Annotated in this window: 20 protein-coding genes; 7 read left to right on the top strand and 13 right to left on the bottom strand. The window is 65.0% G+C overall.

Annotation, left to right across the window (positions count from 1 at the left end; genetic code table 11):
• Nucleotides 1-388: 388 nt before the first annotated feature.
• From AAE027_RS05495 to AAE027_RS05480, 4 genes are all read left to right on the top strand, one after another.
• Nucleotides 389-541 (top strand): DUF1127 domain-containing protein, encoded by a 153-nt coding sequence (locus tag AAE027_RS05495; RefSeq protein WP_007590701.1) that lies wholly within the window; start codon nt 389-391, stop codon nt 539-541.
• Nucleotides 542-667: 126 nt separating this feature from the next.
• Nucleotides 668-2,095, top strand: coding sequence for a methylenetetrahydrofolate--tRNA-(uracil(54)-C(5))-methyltransferase (FADH(2)-oxidizing) TrmFO (gene trmFO, locus AAE027_RS05490; RefSeq protein ID WP_370987220.1), 1,428 nt, complete (start codon nt 668-670; stop codon nt 2,093-2,095).
• A gap of 7 nt (nt 2,096-2,102) precedes the next feature.
• Nucleotides 2,103-3,197 (top strand): serine/threonine protein kinase, encoded by a 1,095-nt coding sequence (locus AAE027_RS05485; RefSeq protein ID WP_370987219.1) that lies wholly within the window; start codon nt 2,103-2,105, stop codon nt 3,195-3,197.
• Between the two features lie 102 nt (nt 3,198-3,299).
• On the top strand, nt 3,300-3,851 hold the full coding sequence (locus AAE027_RS05480; RefSeq protein ID WP_176945518.1) for a CAP domain-containing protein: 552 nt from the start codon (nt 3,300-3,302) through the stop codon (nt 3,849-3,851).
• Between the two features lie 12 nt (nt 3,852-3,863).
• On the opposite strand, the gene AAE027_RS05475 is transcribed toward AAE027_RS05480, so the two are convergent.
• Nucleotides 3,864-4,337, bottom strand: coding sequence for a VOC family protein (locus AAE027_RS05475; protein ID WP_370987218.1), 474 nt, complete (start codon nt 4,335-4,337; stop codon nt 3,864-3,866).
• 148 nt (nt 4,338-4,485) lie between these two features.
• On the opposite strand from AAE027_RS05475, the gene AAE027_RS05470 reads away from it, so the two are divergent.
• A complete protein-coding gene (locus tag AAE027_RS05470; RefSeq protein WP_370987217.1) occupies nt 4,486-5,664 on the top strand; it encodes an aminotransferase class V-fold PLP-dependent enzyme in 1,179 nt (392 codons plus the stop codon).
• 7 nt (nt 5,665-5,671) lie between these two features.
• Here AAE027_RS05470 and AAE027_RS05465 read toward each other — a convergent pair whose 3' ends face one another.
• From AAE027_RS05465 to yajC, 6 genes are all read right to left on the bottom strand, one after another.
• On the bottom strand, nt 5,672-6,916 hold the full coding sequence (locus AAE027_RS05465; protein WP_370987216.1) for a threonine ammonia-lyase: 1,245 nt from the start codon (nt 6,914-6,916) through the stop codon (nt 5,672-5,674).
• A 45-nt stretch (nt 6,917-6,961) separates the two neighbouring features.
• Nucleotides 6,962-7,825, bottom strand: a complete 864-nt coding sequence (locus AAE027_RS05460; RefSeq protein ID WP_370987214.1) for a phytoene/squalene synthase family protein — start codon at nt 7,823-7,825, stop codon at nt 6,962-6,964.
• Nucleotides 7,822-8,205: an Mth938-like domain-containing protein gene (locus AAE027_RS05455; protein ID WP_091885494.1), complete on the bottom strand. Its 384-nt coding sequence runs from the start codon at nt 8,203-8,205 to the stop codon at nt 7,822-7,824. Before AAE027_RS05455 ends, AAE027_RS05460 begins: the two co-directional genes overlap by 4 nt.
• 60 nt (nt 8,206-8,265) lie before the next feature.
• A complete protein-coding gene (gene secF / locus AAE027_RS05450; RefSeq protein WP_370987213.1) occupies nt 8,266-9,285 on the bottom strand; it encodes a protein translocase subunit SecF in 1,020 nt (339 codons plus the stop codon).
• Nucleotides 9,286-9,295: 10 nt separating this feature from the next.
• A complete protein-coding gene (secD, locus tag AAE027_RS05445; protein WP_370987212.1) occupies nt 9,296-10,900 on the bottom strand; it encodes a protein translocase subunit SecD in 1,605 nt (534 codons plus the stop codon).
• 61 nt (nt 10,901-10,961) lie between these two features.
• Nucleotides 10,962-11,327 (bottom strand): preprotein translocase subunit YajC, encoded by a 366-nt coding sequence (gene yajC / locus AAE027_RS05440; RefSeq protein ID WP_091885503.1) that lies wholly within the window; start codon nt 11,325-11,327, stop codon nt 10,962-10,964.
• 182 nt (nt 11,328-11,509) lie between these two features.
• Here yajC and AAE027_RS05435 point away from each other — a divergent pair, with 182 nt between their 5' ends.
• A complete protein-coding gene (locus AAE027_RS05435) occupies nt 11,510-12,493 on the top strand; it encodes an ATP-binding protein (protein ID WP_370987211.1) in 984 nt (327 codons plus the stop codon).
• Nucleotides 12,494-12,658: 165 nt separating this feature from the next.
• Here AAE027_RS05435 and AAE027_RS05430 read toward each other — a convergent pair whose 3' ends face one another.
• The 3 genes from AAE027_RS05430 to AAE027_RS05420 all read right to left on the bottom strand — a co-directional run bounded on the left by AAE027_RS05430 (nt 12,659) and on the right by AAE027_RS05420 (nt 14,989).
• Entirely contained in the window at nt 12,659-14,044 is a 1,386-nt protein-coding gene (locus AAE027_RS05430; protein WP_370987210.1) for a peptidoglycan DD-metalloendopeptidase family protein, read from the bottom strand.
• A gap of 109 nt (nt 14,045-14,153) precedes the next feature.
• A complete protein-coding gene (locus AAE027_RS05425) occupies nt 14,154-14,804 on the bottom strand; it encodes a protein-L-isoaspartate(D-aspartate) O-methyltransferase (protein WP_091885512.1) in 651 nt (216 codons plus the stop codon).
• Complete coding sequence (locus AAE027_RS05420) at nt 14,801-14,989, bottom strand: hypothetical protein (protein WP_370987209.1); 189 nt, start codon at nt 14,987-14,989, stop codon at nt 14,801-14,803. The genes AAE027_RS05425 and AAE027_RS05420 overlap by 4 nt, the downstream gene beginning before the upstream one ends.
• 41 nt (nt 14,990-15,030) lie before the next feature.
• On the opposite strand from AAE027_RS05420, the gene AAE027_RS05415 reads away from it, so the two are divergent.
• Nucleotides 15,031-15,402: a response regulator gene (locus AAE027_RS05415; RefSeq protein WP_091886060.1), complete on the top strand. Its 372-nt coding sequence runs from the start codon at nt 15,031-15,033 to the stop codon at nt 15,400-15,402.
• A gap of 106 nt (nt 15,403-15,508) precedes the next feature.
• Here the strand turns inward: AAE027_RS05415 and surE are convergent, their stop codons facing one another.
• The 3 genes from surE to serS form a co-directional block, all read right to left on the bottom strand.
• A complete protein-coding gene (gene surE / locus AAE027_RS05410) occupies nt 15,509-16,276 on the bottom strand; it encodes a 5'/3'-nucleotidase SurE (RefSeq protein ID WP_370987208.1) in 768 nt (255 codons plus the stop codon).
• A gap of 108 nt (nt 16,277-16,384) precedes the next feature.
• A complete protein-coding gene (locus tag AAE027_RS05405) occupies nt 16,385-16,747 on the bottom strand; it encodes a hypothetical protein (protein WP_370987207.1) in 363 nt (120 codons plus the stop codon).
• 59 nt (nt 16,748-16,806) lie between these two features.
• Complete coding sequence (gene serS, locus AAE027_RS05400) at nt 16,807-18,138, bottom strand: serine--tRNA ligase (RefSeq protein ID WP_370987206.1); 1,332 nt, start codon at nt 18,136-18,138, stop codon at nt 16,807-16,809.
• Nucleotides 18,139-18,205: the final 67 nt, after the last annotated feature.

The raw sequence follows: 18,205 nt of genomic DNA, 5'->3' as shown, positions 1-18,205 counted from the left end.
GTTCAGCCAATTTCCGAAGCGAATCGGCAGCTCTTTTTATGAATTAATATTCATTTTTATGCCAATGTCGTGCATGCGATTCGTGCATATCTAACTTGGGTCCAGACGCTGTTGAACTCCTTGCAGGTACGAGGAATTCCATCATGTATTAAACTGCATGATCCGCAATAACCCCCGTGAATTCGCGGGAATTTATGGCACCAAATTGCTTGTCTTGCCCGCGGCCTGGGCGGGAATGCCGTCGGGTTAATCGCCGGTTACCAGTGCTATGCATTCTTCGCCTAGCTGCATCGCAACATCGGAACTTTCGCACTGCACCACTCCCTCCTATATTCATTTCAACGATGAGGCCCGGGCAAGGGCTGAATCGAACTACAGGAGACTACCAATGCTGCTCTCGCTCATCCGCATGATCCAGGCTTTCCGGGATTATCAGCGCAATGTTGCCGAGCTGTCCCAGCTCAGCGATCGCGAACTGGCCGATATCGGCCTCGATCGCTCGGACATCCCGCGCGTTGCCGCCGGCCAGTATCAGGGCTGATATCATTCAGCCCTTCACCGGACGAACCGATAGCGCCCGCCTCGTGCGGGCGTTGTCGCATCTGGTGGCAGAAAACTCGATCTCGGCGATTCCACTGGGCGCCGAAAAGCGCTACCTGTCCGCTCCATGACAGGACCCCAATCCAACATCGTGCACGTGATCGGCGCCGGCCTTGCCGGTTCCGAAGCCGCCTGGCAGGTCGCCAAATCGGGCGTGGCCGTGGTGTTGCACGAGATGCGGCCGAGCCGCATGACCGAGGCGCACCGCACCGACGGGCTCGCCGAGCTCGTCTGCTCCAATTCGTTTCGCTCGGACGACGCCGCCAACAACGCCGTCGGCCTACTGCATGCGGAAATGCGCCGGCTCGACTCGCTGATCATGCGCGCCGCCGATGCCAACCAGGTACCCGCCGGCGGCGCCCTGGCCGTCGACCGCGACGGCTTCTCTGCGGCCGTCACCAAGGCGCTGAACGACCACCCCCTGATCGAGATCGCCCGCGGCGAGGTCGCAGGCCTGCCGCCGGCCGACTGGAGCAACGTCATCGTTGCGACCGGCCCCCTCACCTCTGCGCCGCTGGCCGATGCCATCCGCGAGCTGACGGACGAGAATGCGCTCGCCTTCTTCGATGCGATCGCGCCGATCGTGCACCGCGACTCCATCGACATGTCGGTGGCCTGGTTCCAGTCGCGCTACGACAAGGTCGGTCCTGGCGGCAACGGCGCCGACTACATCAACTGCCCGATGACGAAGGAGCAGTATGATGGCTTCGTCGCGGCACTGATCGCCGGCGAGAAGACCGAGTTCAAGGCGTGGGAGACCAACACGCCCTATTTCGACGGCTGCCTGCCGATCGAGGTCATGGCGGAACGCGGCCCCGAAACGCTGCGCCACGGTCCGATGAAGCCGGTCGGCCTCACCAATCCGAACGATCCGACCACAAAGCCTTACGCGATCGTGCAGCTGCGCCAGGACAACAAGCTCGGCACGCTCTACAACATCGTCGGCTTCCAGACGAAGCTGAAATACGGCGAGCAGCAGCGCATCTTCCGCACCATTCCGGGATTGGAGAAGGCCGAATTCGCCCGCCTCGGCGGCCTGCATCGCAACACCTTCCTCAATTCGCCAAAGCTGCTCGATGGCCAGTTGCGCCTGCGCGCGCAGCCGCGGCTGCGCTTTGCTGGCCAAATGACGGGCTGTGAGGGCTATGTGGAATCCGCCAGCGTCGGCCTGATCGCGGGCCTCTACGCGGCCGCCGATGCGCGCGGCGAAACGCTGGCGAGTCCGCCCGGCACGACGGCGCTGGGATCGCTGCTCGGCCACATCACGGGCGGCCATATCGAAACCATCGAGCCCGGCACGCGCTCGTTTCAGCCGATGAACATCAATTTCGGCCTATTCCCGCCGCTCGCGACCGTGCCGACCAAGAAGGCCGACGGCACGCGGCTGCGCGGCAACGAGAAGACGGTGGCCAAGAAGCAGGCGATGAGCGCACGCGCGCTCGCCGATCTCGATCGCTGGATCGCCGATCACCTGCGCATTGCCGCCGCGGCGTGAGTTTTCGATGAGCCTCCCCCAAGACGACGCCGCGGCGCTCTCGGCGCGCTGGACCGAGGGCGTACTGCTCAAGCGCGACGTGTTCTCGACCGTCGAGCGCGGCCGCTTCCGCAGCGAGGACGGCGAGGTCGACGCGGTGCTGCGCCGGCTCGACGAGGTGCCGTGGTGGTCGTTCCTCCTGGCACGCCATCTGTTCGCCCGCGAGAAGCGCGCGCTGGCGCTCGCCAAAGGCCTCAACGTCGGTCCGGAGCTGCTGTGGGCTGGACGCCGCGCGCTGGTGCGCGGCTTCGTTGATGGCGTCGCGCTGCATCTGGCCAAGCCGCATGGCGACCTCGCCTATTTCCGCTCGGCCAAGGCCGCGCTGCGCCGGCTTCGCCGCGCCGGCATCTGCCACAACGATCTCGCCAAGGAACAGAACTGGTTGGTCGGACGCGACGGCCATGCCTATGTGACCGACTTTCAGCTCGCGGCCTGCTTTGCGCGGCGCGGCCGGCTCTACCGCATCCTTGCCTATGAAGACCTCCGGCATCTGCTCAAGCACAAGCGCTCCTACGCACCGGACGCACTGACGCCGCGCGAGCGGAAGATCCTGGCGAAGAAATCGTTCGCGGCGAGCCTCTGGCTTGTCACCGGCAAGAAGGTCTATCGCGCCATCACCCGCGGCCTGTTCAACTTCACTGACCGCGAGGGTGGCGGCCGCCGGCTCGTCAACGACGCGCCGGTGCTGGCGGCACTGATCCGCAAGAACCCGGCCGTGCGCGACACCGCCATCGTCGCCTTTGCCGACCGCCGCTCCGGCGTCGGGCTCTATGCCTTCGTCGAAGCCGATCAGGCCGTGCTCGAAGGCGATCTGCGCAACGAGCTTGCGGCCGCCAAGGGCCCGAAGCCGCCGGAACACATCCAGGTCGTGCACGCCCTGCCCCGCGACACCAGCGGCAAACCGCGCACCGAGATCCTGCAACTGGTCGCCATGAACCAGCTCGACCTGATCGAGCCGATGATGAAGAACGATCAGGACCGCGCCTTCCTCAAGGCCATCCTCGAGCAGCGCAAGAACCTGCGCGATCGCTTCAATTTCGAGGCGGATCTGCCAACGAGCTAGGGCCTGGCGCCTTGAAGCGTCCACATTGGCGATAGAGAAGCGGTCGGCAAAGGCAGACTTGGGGCAGACTTGGTGGGGGTCATGGGCGGTCGGGGGACGATGATGCATCGTGTGGTCGGCGGGGTGATCGCCGGCCTTCTACTGCTGGCCATCACACCCGCAATGGCCGAGTCCCCCGCCGAGCTGATCTCGAGCTTCCGCCTCAAGCACGGCGAAGTCCGTGTCGTCCGCGATTCAACCCTTGACCGCATCGCCATGGACCAGGCCCGCGCGATGGCGACGAAGGACGATCTCAGCCACGACGCACTCGGCCCGTTCAACCGCCGTGTGGCGCCAGCCGGCGCGGGCCGTGCCGCCGAGAACATCGCCTACGGCTACGACAATTTCGAGAAGACCCTGGGACAGTGGATCGACTCCTCCGGACACCGCAAGAACCTGTTGCTGCACAACGCCTCCCGCGTCGGCATCGCGAGCGCCAAGAATGCCAGCGGCAAGCGCACCTATTGGGCGATGGTGATCGCCGGCGACTACGAGCCGAAGGGCAAGAGAAAGAAGGACAAGGAGCCGCTGGTTGCCGTGAAGCGCGAGGCCGTGCCCACGAGCAAGCCAAAGTCCAGCGGCTGCCACATCAAGCTGCTCAGCCTCTGCATCTGAGGCCTGACAATTTCAGCCGCGCCGCGCCGCCTCGATTGCGGCGACGTCGATCTTGGTCATGCCCATCATCGCGTCGAAGGCGCGCTTGGCTTCAGGGCCGCCGGCCGCCAGCGCCTCGATCAATACGCGCGGCGTGATCTGCCAGGAGACGCCCCATCTGTCCTTGCACCAGCCGCAAGCGCTTTCCTGCCCGCCATTGCCGACGATGGCGTTCCAATAGCGGTCAGTCTCCTCCTGATCGTCGGTAGCGATCTGAAACGAGAAGGCCTCGTTGTGTCTGAACATGGGCCCGCCGTTAAGTCCGAGACAAGCAAGGCCAGCCACTGTGAATTCGACCGTCAGCACATCGCCGGCCTTGCCGGACGGGTAATCGCTGGGCGCGCGGTGAACGGCACTCACGGCGCTAGCGGGGAACGTCTCGGCGTAGAAGCGGGCCGCCGCCTCGGCGTCCTTGTCGTACCAGAGGCAAATCGTGTTCTTCGCCATCGCGGGTCCTTTCAAATTCCTACCAAATCACGCCCTCTATCATCATAGCATCCGGATCGGCATGCTCCAGGCGCGGCATCCATTGTCCGATCTTGCTCGCGTGCGTCGTTGTGCCAAACTCAGGGAACCCTAACGCAGAGGCTCTCACTTGATCGACATCGACCGGATACGCACCGACACACCAGCCGCCTCCCGGCTTGCGTATCTCCACAATGCGGGTGCTGCTCTCATGCCAACGCCCGTCGCCACAGCGATGAAGCGGCACATCGACCTCGAAAGCGAGATCGGAGGTTATACCGCCGCTGATCGCGAGTCCGCCCGGCTCGACACGGTCTACGGTTCGGTCGCGCGGCTGCTGAATGCCGCGCCCGACGAGATCGCCCTCATGGAGAACGCGACGGTTGCCTGGCAGATGGCGTTTTATTCGCTTCCATTTGCCCAGGGCGATCGCATCCTGACCGCCGAGGCAGAGTACGCCGCCAACTATGTCGCGTTTCTTCAGATGGCCAAGCGTACAGGCGCGATCATCGACGTCGTGCCGAGCGACGCGACGGGCGAACTCGATGTCGCTGCGCTCGAACGCATGATCGATGACCGCGTGAAGCTCATCGCCATCACCTGGGTTCCGACCAATGGCGGGCTGGTCAATCCCGCGGCGGCGATCGGCAGGATCGCGCGAGCGCACGGCATTCCCTATCTGCTCGATGCCTGCCAGGCGGTCGGCCAGATGGTGGTCGATGTCGAAACCATCGGCTGTGACATGCTGTCCGCCACGGGGCGCAAATTCCTGCGCGGGCCGCGCGGTACCGGCTTTCTCTACGTCCGCCGAGCGATGCTGCAGCGGCTTGAGCCGCCGATGATCGACCATTTCGCGGCGCCCTGGGTCTCGTGCGATGAGTATCAGCTCCGCGATGATGCGCGCCGTTTCGAGACCTGGGAGAACAACTACGCGGCCCGGCTTGGATTGGGGGCTGCTGTCGATTATGCCCTCGCGATCGGCCTTGGTCCTATTGAGCAGCGCTGCCGCTTGCTTGCAGACCGTCTTCGCAGCGGCCTCGCCTCCATTCGCGGCATCCAAATACGCGACCTCGGCCGCCGCCCGGGTGCCATCGTCAGTTTCACGGTGGAGGGATATGACGCGGACGCCATTGTCAGCAGTGCCGCTGCGGCGGGCATCACCATCGGCGCTTCGGATCCGTCGAGCACCCGCATCGATGCAGAACTCCGCGCGCTGCCGCCGGTCGTGCGCGCCTCGCCGCACTATTACAATACGGAAGCCGAGATCGATCGGCTGATCGGTCACGTCGCGGGTTTAACACCGCGATAGGACGCGCTCACGTGCAGCGCGCGGTCAACCCGGATGCGCTGAGCCTTGCCATCACCTCGTCGAGATGGGCGCTGTCGCGGGTCTCGATGACCAGTTGCAGCAGCGTCGCCTTGGCCGGCAGGTCGGAGAAAGTCCGCTGGTGCGAGACCTCGATGATGTTGGCGCCGGCTTCGGCCAAAAGCGCCGCGACCGCGGCCAATTGCCCGGGGCGGTCAGGAATATCGAGCGAGAGTTGGGTCAGTCGCCCCTCGCGTGCCAGCTCGCGGGTCAGGACCGAGGCGATCAGTCTCGTATCGATGTTGCCGCCGCTCAGCACCAGGCCCACTTTCTGGCCGGCGAAGCGAGATGGATCGGACATCAGCGCGGCAAGGCCGGCGGCACCGGCGCCCTCGACCACCGTCTTCTCGATCGAGATCAGGGTCGCAACCGCACGCTCGAGCTCGGCTTCGTTCACAAGCGCGATGTCATCGACGAGGCGGCGGACGATTTCGGTGGTGATCTTGCCGGGCGATTTGACCGCGATGCCTTCGGCGAGCGTGTCACCGCGCGCCGGCAGATTCCCGTCATGGATGGCATTGTACATCGAGGGATAGAGCCAGGCCTCGACGCCGAGCATCCGTAGCGACGGTTTGATCGACTTGGCGGCAATGGCGATGCCGCTGATCAGCCCGCCGCCGCCGATCGGGACGACCAGCGTATCGAGCTCCGGCACCGCCTTCAGCATCTCCAGTCCGACGGTACCCTGCCCGGCGATCACCAGCGGATCGTCATAGGGGTGGACGAAGATCATGCCGCGAGCCTCACCGTGGCTCCGCGCGAACGCGGCCGCCTCCTCCAGCGTCGCGCCCGTAACCACCACCTCCGCGCCGTGATGCCTGGTGTTCTCGATCTTCACCATGGGCGTGCCGACCGGCATGACGATGGTGGCGGGAATGTTGAGCCTTCTTGCGTGATAGGCGACGCCCTGTGCGTGGTTACCCGCCGACATCGCGATGACGCCGCGCGCGCGCTCCTCCGGCGTCAGTGCGGTGAGCCTATTGAGGGCGCCGCGTTCCTTGAACGAGGAGGTGAACTGGAGGTTCTCGAATTTCAGCCAGATGTCGCAGCCGCAGATGTTGCTCAGCGTCCGGCTGTAGCTACAGGGCGTTTCGACGACGGCACCCCGGATGGTCTCGGCGGCCGCATGGATGTCGCTTGGTGCGACCGGGAAGTCGCCGAGATCGGAGGTCGCGCTTTGGGACAAGTCAGCCATAGGCCAGCATAGAGCATTTGGCCGCCACAGGCGATAAGCCGACCCCTATTTGGTAAATTCCCTGGAGCGCGAAGCCCGCCACAGCGTCCACAGCGTGCGCAGCCGCAAGGCCGGCTGCGGCGCGAACGGATTGCGGCCAGGTTTCGACAGGCGCTGCAGATCGGCCTGGGTCTGGCTCAGTGGCAAAAACGCGGGCCGCACGGATGGCGGCACCTGCGGCAGCAGCGAGGAGGCCGTGGTCAGATGCTGCCGCGCTTCGCCCGCGAGCTGATCCAGTACGGCGCGCAGGCTCGGCGTCTCCTTGCCGGCGAACACATCCTCCATATTGCAGTTGTGGCTCGCCAGCACTTGCTGCGGCAGGAACAATTGCCGGTGCGCCGCATCACGCGGCAGGTTGGCAACGACCTGGACAATTCCCTGGGCAAGCCCAGCATGACGGGCGAGATGCTCGGCCGCCTCCGACGGCGGCGCCATGATCCGGGCTGCAAGGGCAAACAACGCCGATGAGGTCGCCGCCAGATAGCCTTCCAGTGCCGCCATGGTCGGCATCGGATCGTTGTAGAGATCGAACTGGTGCTCGTCGGCGAGCAGCGACAGCGGCTCGATCGGCAGGTCGTAATCGCGGATCGCGCGGAGCAGCTCCGCCGCCACCGGATTGCCCTCGGCGCTGCCATGGACATGGCCTGACAGCATGTCGGTCCACCATTGCAGGCGAATCTCGCCGGGCAAGGGCTGGCTCACCTGGTCGCGAACGCGCACGATCTCCGCATTGAAGGCATAGAGCGCCAGCAGCGCGCGGCGCTCTGCGGCGGGTACGAACAGCGTCGCAACATAACGCGGAAAGTCGTGGCTGCGCACGAGATCGGCGCAGAAGGTAGCCGAATCGGGTGGCGGCGCGGTGCTGCTCATGGCACCGCGATCAGCGCGGCTGCCACGCGGCGTCGCTCGCCGATCATGATGTTGTAGGTGCGCACGGCGGGGCCGGTCTGCATCGTATCCAGCACCACCCTCACCGCCTTCAAGGCCTGGCGGAGTTCCGGCGGCGGAAGCCAAACCCCGGTTCCAGTGCCGACCAGAAGCGTGTCGATGCTGTTGGCGGCCGTGAACACGCGATCGAGCGAGTAGCGGTCGATCTTGGTGGGGTCCGTCACGTCCCAGGCCCAGATCGCGTCGGGCAGGCACAGCAACGATCCTCGATGCGACATGCCGGCGAAGGCGAAGCCGCCCTTGCCATAGGCTTCGATCGGCGCCGAGCGCGGGAAATGGGGTGCGTTGGGGTCGCCAGCCATGAGCCAGGTCCGAATGAGCTTACTACCCCCGCAAACGCGTGCGTGGGTATGCGGTTCGGATCATGCCTTGTTTTTCTTCGCCGGCGTAGCCGCATCCGGCGCATCTTCGCGATGCTCGCCGACACCGAGATAGATCAGGATCGGCGCCGCAATGAAAATCGAAGTGTAGGTGCCGACCAGCACCACGCCGAACATCATCACCGCGGTGAAGCTGTGGATGGCGTGTCCGCCGAACAGCAGCAGCGCGAGCAGTGCCAGCGTCACCGTGACGTGGGTGATGATGGAGCGCGACAGCGTCGAGTTGATGGACTCGTTGAGCAGCTGCGGCATCGGCATCTTCTTGTAGCGCCGCAGCATTTCGCGGATACGGTCGTAGATGACGACGGTGTCGTTGAGCGAATAGCCGAGAATCGTCAGCAGCGCGGCGATGCTGGTCAGGTCGAAATCGACCTGGCTGATCGACATGAAGCCGATCGTGAGCACGATGTCGTGCACGTTGGCGATCATGGCGCCGAGCGCGAACTGCCATTCGAAGCGGAACCAGAGATAGATCAGGATCGCCACGATCGCGAGCATCAGGCCGAGCATGCCGTAGGCCAAGAGCTCACCGGAGACGCGCGGTCCGACCACCTCGACGCGGCGATATTCGACGGAATCGCCGAGCGCTGCGCGGACCTTCTGCACGGCCTCCTGCTGCGCGGCGTCGCCGCCGGGCTGCTCCGCAACGCGGATCAGGACGTCAGCGGGACCACCGAACTGCTGCAGCTGGACTTCGCCGAGACGCAGGGAATCCAGCGTCGTGCGCATCGCCGCGATGTCGGCGGTGCCGGACTTGGCCTGCACCTCCAGCAGCGTGCCGCCGCGGAAGTCGATGCCGAAATTCAGCCCGTGGGTGAAGAACAGCGTGATCGCGACGATCGACAGCGCCGCCGAGATCGGGAAGCTGACGCGGCGAAAGCGCGTGAAGTCGAAATGCGTATTGTCCGGAACGATGCGCAGCGACGGCAAGAGGCCGAGGGCCGCGACCACGGTGAGAATGGCGATGAGGACGCCGAGCCCGATGAGAACGGTATGAGTCACGATCAGGCTCCTAGATCGGCACGCTCTGCGGCCGCTTCCACCGCACCCACCCGGCGACGATCAGCCGCGTCAGAGTGAAGGCGGTGAACACCGTGGTGATGATGCCGATGCCGAGCGTCACGGCAAAGCCGCGCACCGGGCCGGTGCCGATGTAGAACAGCACGGCGGCAGCAATGAAGGTGGTGATGTTGGAATCGAGGATGGTCGCCAGCGCCCGCTTGAAGCCGGCGTCGATCGCCGAGATCGCGTTGCGGCCGCCGCGCAGTTCCTCGCGGACGCGCTCGTAGATCAGCACGTTGGAATCGACCGCGATGCCGACGGTGAGCACGATGCCGGCGATGCCAGGCAGCGTTAGCGTGGCGTTGAGCAGCGACAACAGGCCGAAGATCATCGCGACGTTGATCGCCACCGCGACGTTCGCGAACACGCCGAACAGCCGGTAGGTCGCGAGCATGAACACGATGACGAGGATCGAGCCGACATAGGCCGCAAGCTCGCCCTTCTCGATCGAATCCTGGCCGAGACCCGGACCGACGGTGCGTTCCTCGACCACCGTGAGCGGCGCCGGCAGCGCGCCGGCGCGCAGGAGGATCGCGAGATCGTTGGCCGATTGCACGGTGAAATTCCCGGAGATCTGGCCTTGGCCGCCGGTGATCGGCTCGCGGATGACGGGCGCCGAGATCACCTTGTTGTCGAGCACGATCGCGAACGGCAGTCCCACATTCTCTTGCGTCGCCTGCGAGAATTTGCGCGCGCCCGACGTATTGAACTTGAAGCTGACGACCGGCTCACCCGTGCGCTGGTCGAAGCTCGCCTGGGCGTCGGTCAGATCGCCGCCGGCGACCAGCACCTGCTTCTTGACCACGTAAGGCGTCGGCGGCGGCGAGGCGCTCATCAAGAGTTCGGATTCCGGCGGCAACCTGCCCTGCTGCGCCTGATCCGGCGGCACGGAGGTATCGACCATGCGGAATTCCATCTTGGCGGTCTTGCCCAGCAATTCCTTCAGGCGCGTCGGATCCTGGAGGCCGGGGACCTGCACCAGGATGCGGTCGTTGCCCTGGCGCTGAATCACGGGCTCGACGGTGCCGAGCTCGTTGACGCGGCGTTCGACGATCTGGATCGACTGCTCGATGGTCTTGCGCATGCGGTCGAGCATCGCGGCCTGCGGGATGCTCAGGCGGATCACACCGCCACCGGCATCGGTGACCTCAAGGTCGCGCTGACCGCCGGATCCCATGAGGCCGCCCAGCGGCTGCGACAGCTCGCGCAGCTTGGCGAGTGCGGCCTGCGCATCGGATTCCTTGCTGATGCGAACTTCGACCGCGTCGTTGCGCACGGTAACGCCACCGGTGAAACCGATCTTGGCATCGCGCAGCGTCCGGCGAACGTCGTCACGGATCTGGTCGAGCCTCTCCTTCCTCACATAGGCGGAATCGACCTCAAGCAGCAGATAGGATCCGCCCTGCAGGTCGAGGCCGAGCACGAGCCGGCGCTGCGCCCAGGCCGGCCAGGTCTTGACCTGCGCCTCGGGGAAGAAGTTGGGGACCGCGCAGAGGCACACGATCAGCGCCGTCAGGATAATCCCGAGCGCCCTCCACCGCGTGAAATACAACATCGACTAGACCTGTCAGATCAGGAGACTTGCAGGAGACTTATAGTGACTCGCGGGGAAGCATTCACTTCGCCGCGCTGTCGTCCTTGGCGCTTTCCTTGGATTCTTTGGCCGGTTCGCCCTTGGCGCGCACGCCTGAGATCATCTGGCGCATCTGCCGCACGCGCACGCCGTCGGAGATCTCGAACTCGATCTGGTCGTCGTCGACGACCTTGGTGACCTTGCCGACGAGGCCGCCCGAGGTCACCACCGTGTCGCCGCGGCGGATGTTCTTCACGAGGTCGGCATGATCGCGGACCTTCTTCTGCTGCGGACGCAGAATCAGGAAGTACATGATCACGAAGATCAGGGCGAACGGCAGCAGCGACATCAACATGCTGTTGGTGTCGCCGGCGCCCGCGGCCTGGGCATACGCAGGGGTAATCAGCATTCGGACGATCCTCGTGACAACGGGGGAAAGCCGGTCAGGCCCTCAAAGGCGACCGGTTCGGTCAAATTCGCGCGGACTATAGCGGCCATTGCCCCAATTGCAACGCTGCCAGACCGCCCTTTTGGCCCACCTTGCGGCGCGTCCTCAGGCCCGATAAGGCTGCATTCTCAGGAACTTCGGACATGCCCAAAAAACCCAGCAAAAGCCCGGCCGGCAAAGGCCCCAATACCCCTGCCAAGAAGCCCGCCGGCGTCGCGGCAAAACGTCCCAAGGGCGCCGCTAAGGCAGCCCCGGTCGATCCCTCCCAGGAGCGCATCGTCCGCGCGCTGGAGACCATTGCAGCGCACCTCTCGGCCCAGGGCAACCCGACCCTCGAACCCGAGTCGTTCGAACGGGCCGACGCGTTCGTCTGGCACCCGGACGGCCGCCTTGCGGCAGTGCCGCGGGTCAGCCGCGTCGAGCTATTCCTACTGAAGGGCGTCGACCGGATGCGCGACATCCTGATGGAGAACACCGAGCGCTTCGCCAATGGCCTGCCCGCCAACAACGCCCTGCTCTGGGGCGCGCGTGGCATGGGCAAGTCATCGCTGGTGAAGGCGGCGCATGCCAGCCTCAACGCGGAGCGCAACCCGACCGACAAGCTGAAGCTGATCGAGATCCATCGCGAGGACATCGAAAGCCTGCCCGCGCTGATGGAGTGCCTGCGCGCCTCCGCCTTCCGCTTCATCGTGTTCTGCGACGATCTCTCCTTCGACGGCAATGATGCGTCCTACAAGTCGCTCAAGGCCGTGCTCGAAGGCGGCATCGAAGGCCGGCCCGAGAACGTCATCCTCTACGCCACCTCCAACCGCCGCCATCTGCTGGCGCGTGAGATGATCGAGAACGAGCGTTCGACCGCGATCAATCCCGGCGAAGCGGTCGAGGAGAAGGTCTCACTGTCGGATCGCTTCGGCCTCTGGCTCGGCTTCCACCGCTGCAGCCAGGACGAGTATCTCGCCATGGTGCGCGGCTATTGCAGCCATTTCGGCATCAAGATCGACGACGAGGCGCTGGAGCGCGAGGCGCTGGAATGGTCGACCACGCGCGGCTCCCGCTCAGGCCGCGTCGCCTGGCAGTTCGTGCAGGAGCTGGCGGGACGGCTGGGTGTGAAGCTGAGGATGATGTAGCGGACAGTTTCGCCTCACCTACACCTGTCATTCCCCGCGCAGGCGGGGAATCCAGTACGCCGCGGCCTATCGGCTGAACAATTGCTGTCTCTGGAATACTGGATCGTCCGCCTTCGCGGACGATGACAGTGAGCGCGCGGTGTGAACCCGGCTGAAGCGTCCGCCTCACGCTCCGTTCAGGAATTGAAGCGGGTCAACCGGGCTCGATCCCTTGCGGATCTCGAAGTGGAGCTGCGGCGACGCCACTTCCCCGGATTGACCCGACTTGGCAATGACCTGACCGCGCTTGATGGTATCGCCGCGCTTCACCAACAGCTCACTCGCATGGGCATATGCGGTGACGTAGCCGTTGGAGTGCCGAACCAGGACCAGATTGCCGTAACCTTTCAGCTCGTTGCCGGAATAGGCGACGACGCCGTCTTCAGCCGCCTTGACCGGCGTCCCCTCGGGCACCGCGAGATTGATGCCGTCATTGGACTTGCCGTTGGTCTTGGCGCCGTAGCTCGTGACCACCTTGCCGCGCACCGGCCAGCGGAAGGTCGGCAGCGCGCCGGTGGCCTCCGCAGCCTTCGCCGGCGTCTCGGCGGGCTTCTCTTCAACATTGGCCGTGGCTTGGGCCAGACGCGCGCTCTGCACGGGCGCGGCGGCAGCGGCCATCTTGGTAGCAGGCGCCGGAGCGGCCGCCACGGGCTGGAGCGTTCCCACAACCGGAGCAGCCGCGACCGGAGCCGGAGCAACCGGCACCGCGACGGCGGCGGACTTGGCACCGGGCACGGTCAGCTTAGTGCCGAGCTTGAGCTTGGCCGAGGGCGCGAGGCCATTGGCACGGGCTAGCTCGGCCGCCGAGATGTGGTTCTTGCGCGCGATGCTGGCGAGCGTGTCGCCACGGTTAACGAAGTGCGTGCTCGGCGGCGCAGCGACGGCTGCAACCGGCTTCGCCGCAGGCACAGCCGCGACGGGAGCCATCGCCGGCGCAGGCGCAGCGGCCGTGGCCGGATGCGGGATGATCAGCTGCTGGCCGGGCGAGAGCGTGCGCGGGCCCTTGTAGCCGTTGGCGGCGAGGATCGCCTGCGGCGTGACATGATAGCGCTTGGCGAGCACGTCGAGCGTGTCGCTGGTGCCGACGATGATCTTGGTGCCGCCGGCCGGCTGGGCTGCAGCAACCGAGCGTGGCGGCACGGTCGCCGTGGTCTCGAGGTGCGGCTGCGTCGGGGGCGCATAGGAGCCGACGCCGCGCCCGCCACCGGACACTCCGCCGCCAGAGGCAATGGGATAGGATTGCGGGGTGGACACCGCGGGCGGAGGGAGGGGCTGGGACTGATAGGAACCAGGCTGCGTCTGCGGCCGCGCATATTGCGGCAGCTCACGCTGCGGCGGTGGCGCCTGCTGCACCGAACCGGTGGATTCCGAGGCGAAGGGATTGGAGAAATTCGACTGGGACAGTCGCGACGACATGTCGGCGCTGCACCCCGCAAAACTGAAGGAGATCAGCGCCAGCACCGCGACTTGCGGCACGCGGCGCGAGTAAAGCAACTCGGCGACAGCGGACATGGTTACTCACTCGTACGCAACAGAACTGGTGTTTTAAGTAAACACGCGCCGAGTAAATAACGGCTTAACCCTCCCAATAAGATGTTGGCGGCACAGCTAATCCGGAATTCTACAGCTCCCGCGCCACGCCAGGCAGCGCCGGCACGAAGCGGACATCGACGAGTTCCTTGCGCTCGATCCCCGCCTCGGTGCGGTTGAGGCGGGTCAGCGTCTGCACGCCCTGATGCGGGCCGACCGGTGCGATCAGGATGCCCCCGATCTCGAGCCGTTCGATCAGGTTCTCTGGAATCTGCTCCATCGCGGCGGTGACGATGATGCGGTCGAACGGGCCGATATTGGCCGGCAGATTGAGGCCATCACCGAGCATCACCTCGACATTGTGGCAGCCGAGCTCTTCGAGCCTGGCGCGTGCGGTGTCCGCGAGCTTGCGGTAGCGCTCGACCGTGAGCACCTGCCCTGCGAGCCGCGACAGCACGGCGGCCTGATAACCGGAGCCGGTGCCGATCTCGAGCACGCGGTGCCGCTTCTGGAGTTGGAGCTGCTCGGTCATGTAGGCGACGACGAAGGGCTGGCTGATGGTCTGCCCGCAGGCGATCGGCAGTGCACTGTCGCGATAGGCGCCGTCGCGGTTGGCGTCGTCGACGAACAGCTCGCGCGGCACCTCCTCCATCGTCCGCAGCACGGCCTGATCGCTGATGCCCCGGCGCCTCAGCGTGAGCTGAAACATCATCTTTTCGGGCGGGGGTTGATGGGAGGTCATTGCTGCCAATGCTGTGTTGTCAGGCCCGTTAAGTCGCCAACCCGGGCGTGAGAATCTTGTTCCTTGGTCGGGAACCCATGATACCATTCGGCTGGATATTTGAGCACAGATTGGCGTGCAACGGGCCAGTCGTGATCGCCATTTTCAGGCAGCCGTTCGTCAAAACGCGCATTGCGTCGATTCATGTTATCTGCGAACGTTTTTGGGAATGGGCAAGGACTCGACCATGACCGCGACGGGGCTTTCCGGCCGCTCTGTATTCCTCGTCGAAGACGAGGTGATGATCAGGATGATGGTTGCGGACATGCTCGAAGAGCTCGGCTACAAGGTCGCTGCCGAGGCCGGCGACATCACCGAGGCCATGCGGCTCGCCCAGGCGACCGAGTTCGACATCGCCATTCTCGACGTCAACGTCAACGGCAAGGTCATCTCGCCGGTGGCCGATGTTATCAGGGCGAAAGGCTGCCCCTTCATCTTCGCCACCGGCTACGGCTCCTCCGGCCTGCCCGAACAGTACCGCGATCGGCCGGCGCTCCAGAAGCCGTTCCAGCTCGACGCACTCGGCAAGACCATCGAAGCCGCGCTTCGCAGCGGCTAGAGCGTTTTCGAGCGAAGTGGATACCGGTTCGCGTGAAGAAAACGCGTCAAAACAAGAATCTAGAGCTTCGGTTCTGATTCAATCAGAACCGGTAATGCTCTAGGCGCTACTTCAGCGTCGCGCTCAATTCCTCTGAAAACGCTTCGTTAGTGCGGTCGAGCCTGAGCGGCGTCACCGAGACGTAGCGCTCGCGAAGCGCCGCGAGATCGGTGCCGTCGGCGGGCGTGTCCATCATCGCCGTGCGTTCGAACCCGATCCAGAAATAGGGATTGCCGCGGCCGTCCCTGCGCTCGTCGATCCTGAGGAAGCCGAGATTGCGCTTGCCCTGGCGCGTGACGCGGATGCCGAGCACATCCTCCGGCGCACACGACGGGAAGTTGACATTGATCACCGTGTCCCTCGGGACGCCGGCGGCGATCACCTTGCGCAGGATATCGGGCCCGAACTTGCGCGCGGTGTCCCACGGCGGCCGCTCGCGGGTCTCGACGCTGAATTCCTGCGACAGCGCGAACGACGGCAGGCCCAGGATGGTGCCTTCCAGCGCGCCGGCGATGGTGCCGGAATACACCACGTCCTCGGCGACGTTGCGCCCCTTGTTGACGCCGGACAGCACAACATCAGGCAATTTGGGCCCGAGGATGTGGCGCGCGCCCATGATGACGCAGTCGGTCGGCGTGCCGCGCACGGCGAAGTGCCGCGGGCCGACCTCGCGCAGGCGCAACGGATCGTTCAGCGACAGCGAATGCGACACGCCGGACTGGTCGAGCTCCGGTGCCACCACCCAGACGTCGTCGGACAAGGCGCGCGCGATCTCCTCCACGACCTTGAGGCCGGGGGCGTGGATGCCGTCGTCATTGGTGCAGAGAATACGCATGCGAAAGGTCGATTCCAGAAAGCGGGTCTGAGCCGTCTTATCCGGCTCTGCCCAATCAGGCAAACCGGCCGATTGGGTCCGGCGCCCAGGTTCCCGGCGTGGATCCTACTACCGGCGGATGCGCCATTGCGGCAGGAAGCGCGCCAGCCGACCCTCGGCATGCAGCTGCATCGCCGGCACGACCGGGCTGTCGACAGGATTTTCGATCACGCCGAGCGCCTCCAGCTGCGCGACGAACGGATCGGACACCGGCGCCTGCGGGAAGCGTTCGCGCGCGACCGTCAGCGCCTTGTCGAAATCCGCTGCATTGACTCCGGGCTTCGCCCGCCGGCTCCGCACGAGATCGTCGTCCCAGAGCCTCGCGATCTCGATGTCGAGCACGCCGCGCAGGCGCTGATCGACGGCCTGGATGCCGGCCCCCGTCACCGCCCATTGTCGGCCGACCCAGAAGATGTCGCGATGCAAGGCCATGAATGGTGGGTTCGCGTTGAGGGGCCGGCAGGATAGCCTGCCGCCCGATCTTCGCAACCCTACTCGCGCGCGACCACCTTCAGCCCGCCCATATAGGGCTGGAGCACGCTGGGAACCGCGATCGAGCCATCCTCCTGCTGATAGGTCTCCATCACCGCAATGAGCGCGCGGCCGACCGCGGTGCCGGAGCCGTTCAGCGTGTGCACGAAGCGCGGCTTGCCGTCCGGCCCGCGCGAGCGCGCATCCATGCGCCGAGCCTGGAAGTCGCCGCAGACCGAGCAGCTCGAGATCTCCCGGAACATGCCGCCGTCACCCTGCCCGGGCATCCAGACCTCGATGTCGTAGGTTTTTTGCGACGAGAAACCCATATCCCCTGCGCAGAGCGTCATCACGCGGTAGTGCAGGTCGAGCTTCTGAAGCACCTGCTCTGCGCAGGACAGCATCCGCTCCAGCTCGTCCTTGCTCGCTTCCGGCGTCGTGATCGAGACCAGCTCGACCTTGGTGAACTGATGCTGGCGGATCATGCCGCGGGTGTCGCGTCCCGCAGCGCCCGCCTCGGCGCGGAAGCACGGCGTCAGCGCGGTGAGGCGCATCGGCAATTGCTTCTCGTCGAGGATGGATTCGCGCGCGAGGTTGGTGAGCGACACTTCTGCGGTCGGGATCAGGCCGAGGCGCTCGGTCTTTAGCCGCTCATGGTCGGGCGCAGCCAGCAGCTCGCCCTTGATCGCCCAGAACTGGTCGTCCTCGAATTTCGGCAGTTGCCCCGTACCGAACATCACCTCGTTGCGTACGAGCAGCGGCGGATTGATTTCGGTGTAGCCGTGCTCGGTGGTGTGCAGGTCGAGCATGAACTGACCGATGGCGCGCTCGAGCCGCGCCAGCCCCTTCTTCAGCACGACAAAGCGCGCACCGGAGAGCTTTGCCGCGGCCTCGAAATCCATGTAGCCGAGCGCGGTGCCGAGATCGTCATGCAACTTCGGCGCAAAGCTGTAGTTGCGCTTGTTGCCGAACACGTGGTGCTGCACATTACCGTGCTCGTCGACGCCGTCGGGCACTTCGTCGAACGGAATGTTTGGGATCGCGGACAGCTCTTTCGTCAACTCCTCGTCGGCGGCCTTCGCGGCAGCTTCGAGCTGCGGCATCGTGGTCTTCAGTTCGGCGACCTCGGCCATCAGCTTGGCGGCGCGCGCCTCGTCCTTGGCCTTCTTGGCATCGCCGATTTCTTTCGATGCCGCGTTGCGCCGCGCCTGCGCCTGCTCGGAGGCCAGAATCGCCGCACGCCGCTTCTCGTCGATCGCGAGCAGCGAGGCCGACATCGGCTTGAGGCCGCGCCGTGCGATGCCGGCGTCGAAGGCTTGCGGATTGTCGCGGATCGATTTGATGTCGTGCATGACTGTGGTCCTGGGGCAGCGTGCAAACGGTCAACGTTCATGTTGGCAGTTTACGCTGGCGCGCCTC

This window comes from Bradyrhizobium sp. DN3 (assembly GCF_041357655.1).
Lineage (GTDB): Bacteria > Pseudomonadota > Alphaproteobacteria > Rhizobiales > Xanthobacteraceae > Bradyrhizobium.
The sequence above is the reverse complement of the archived record's forward strand: the minus strand, read 5'-3'. Positions and strand labels throughout refer to the sequence as shown.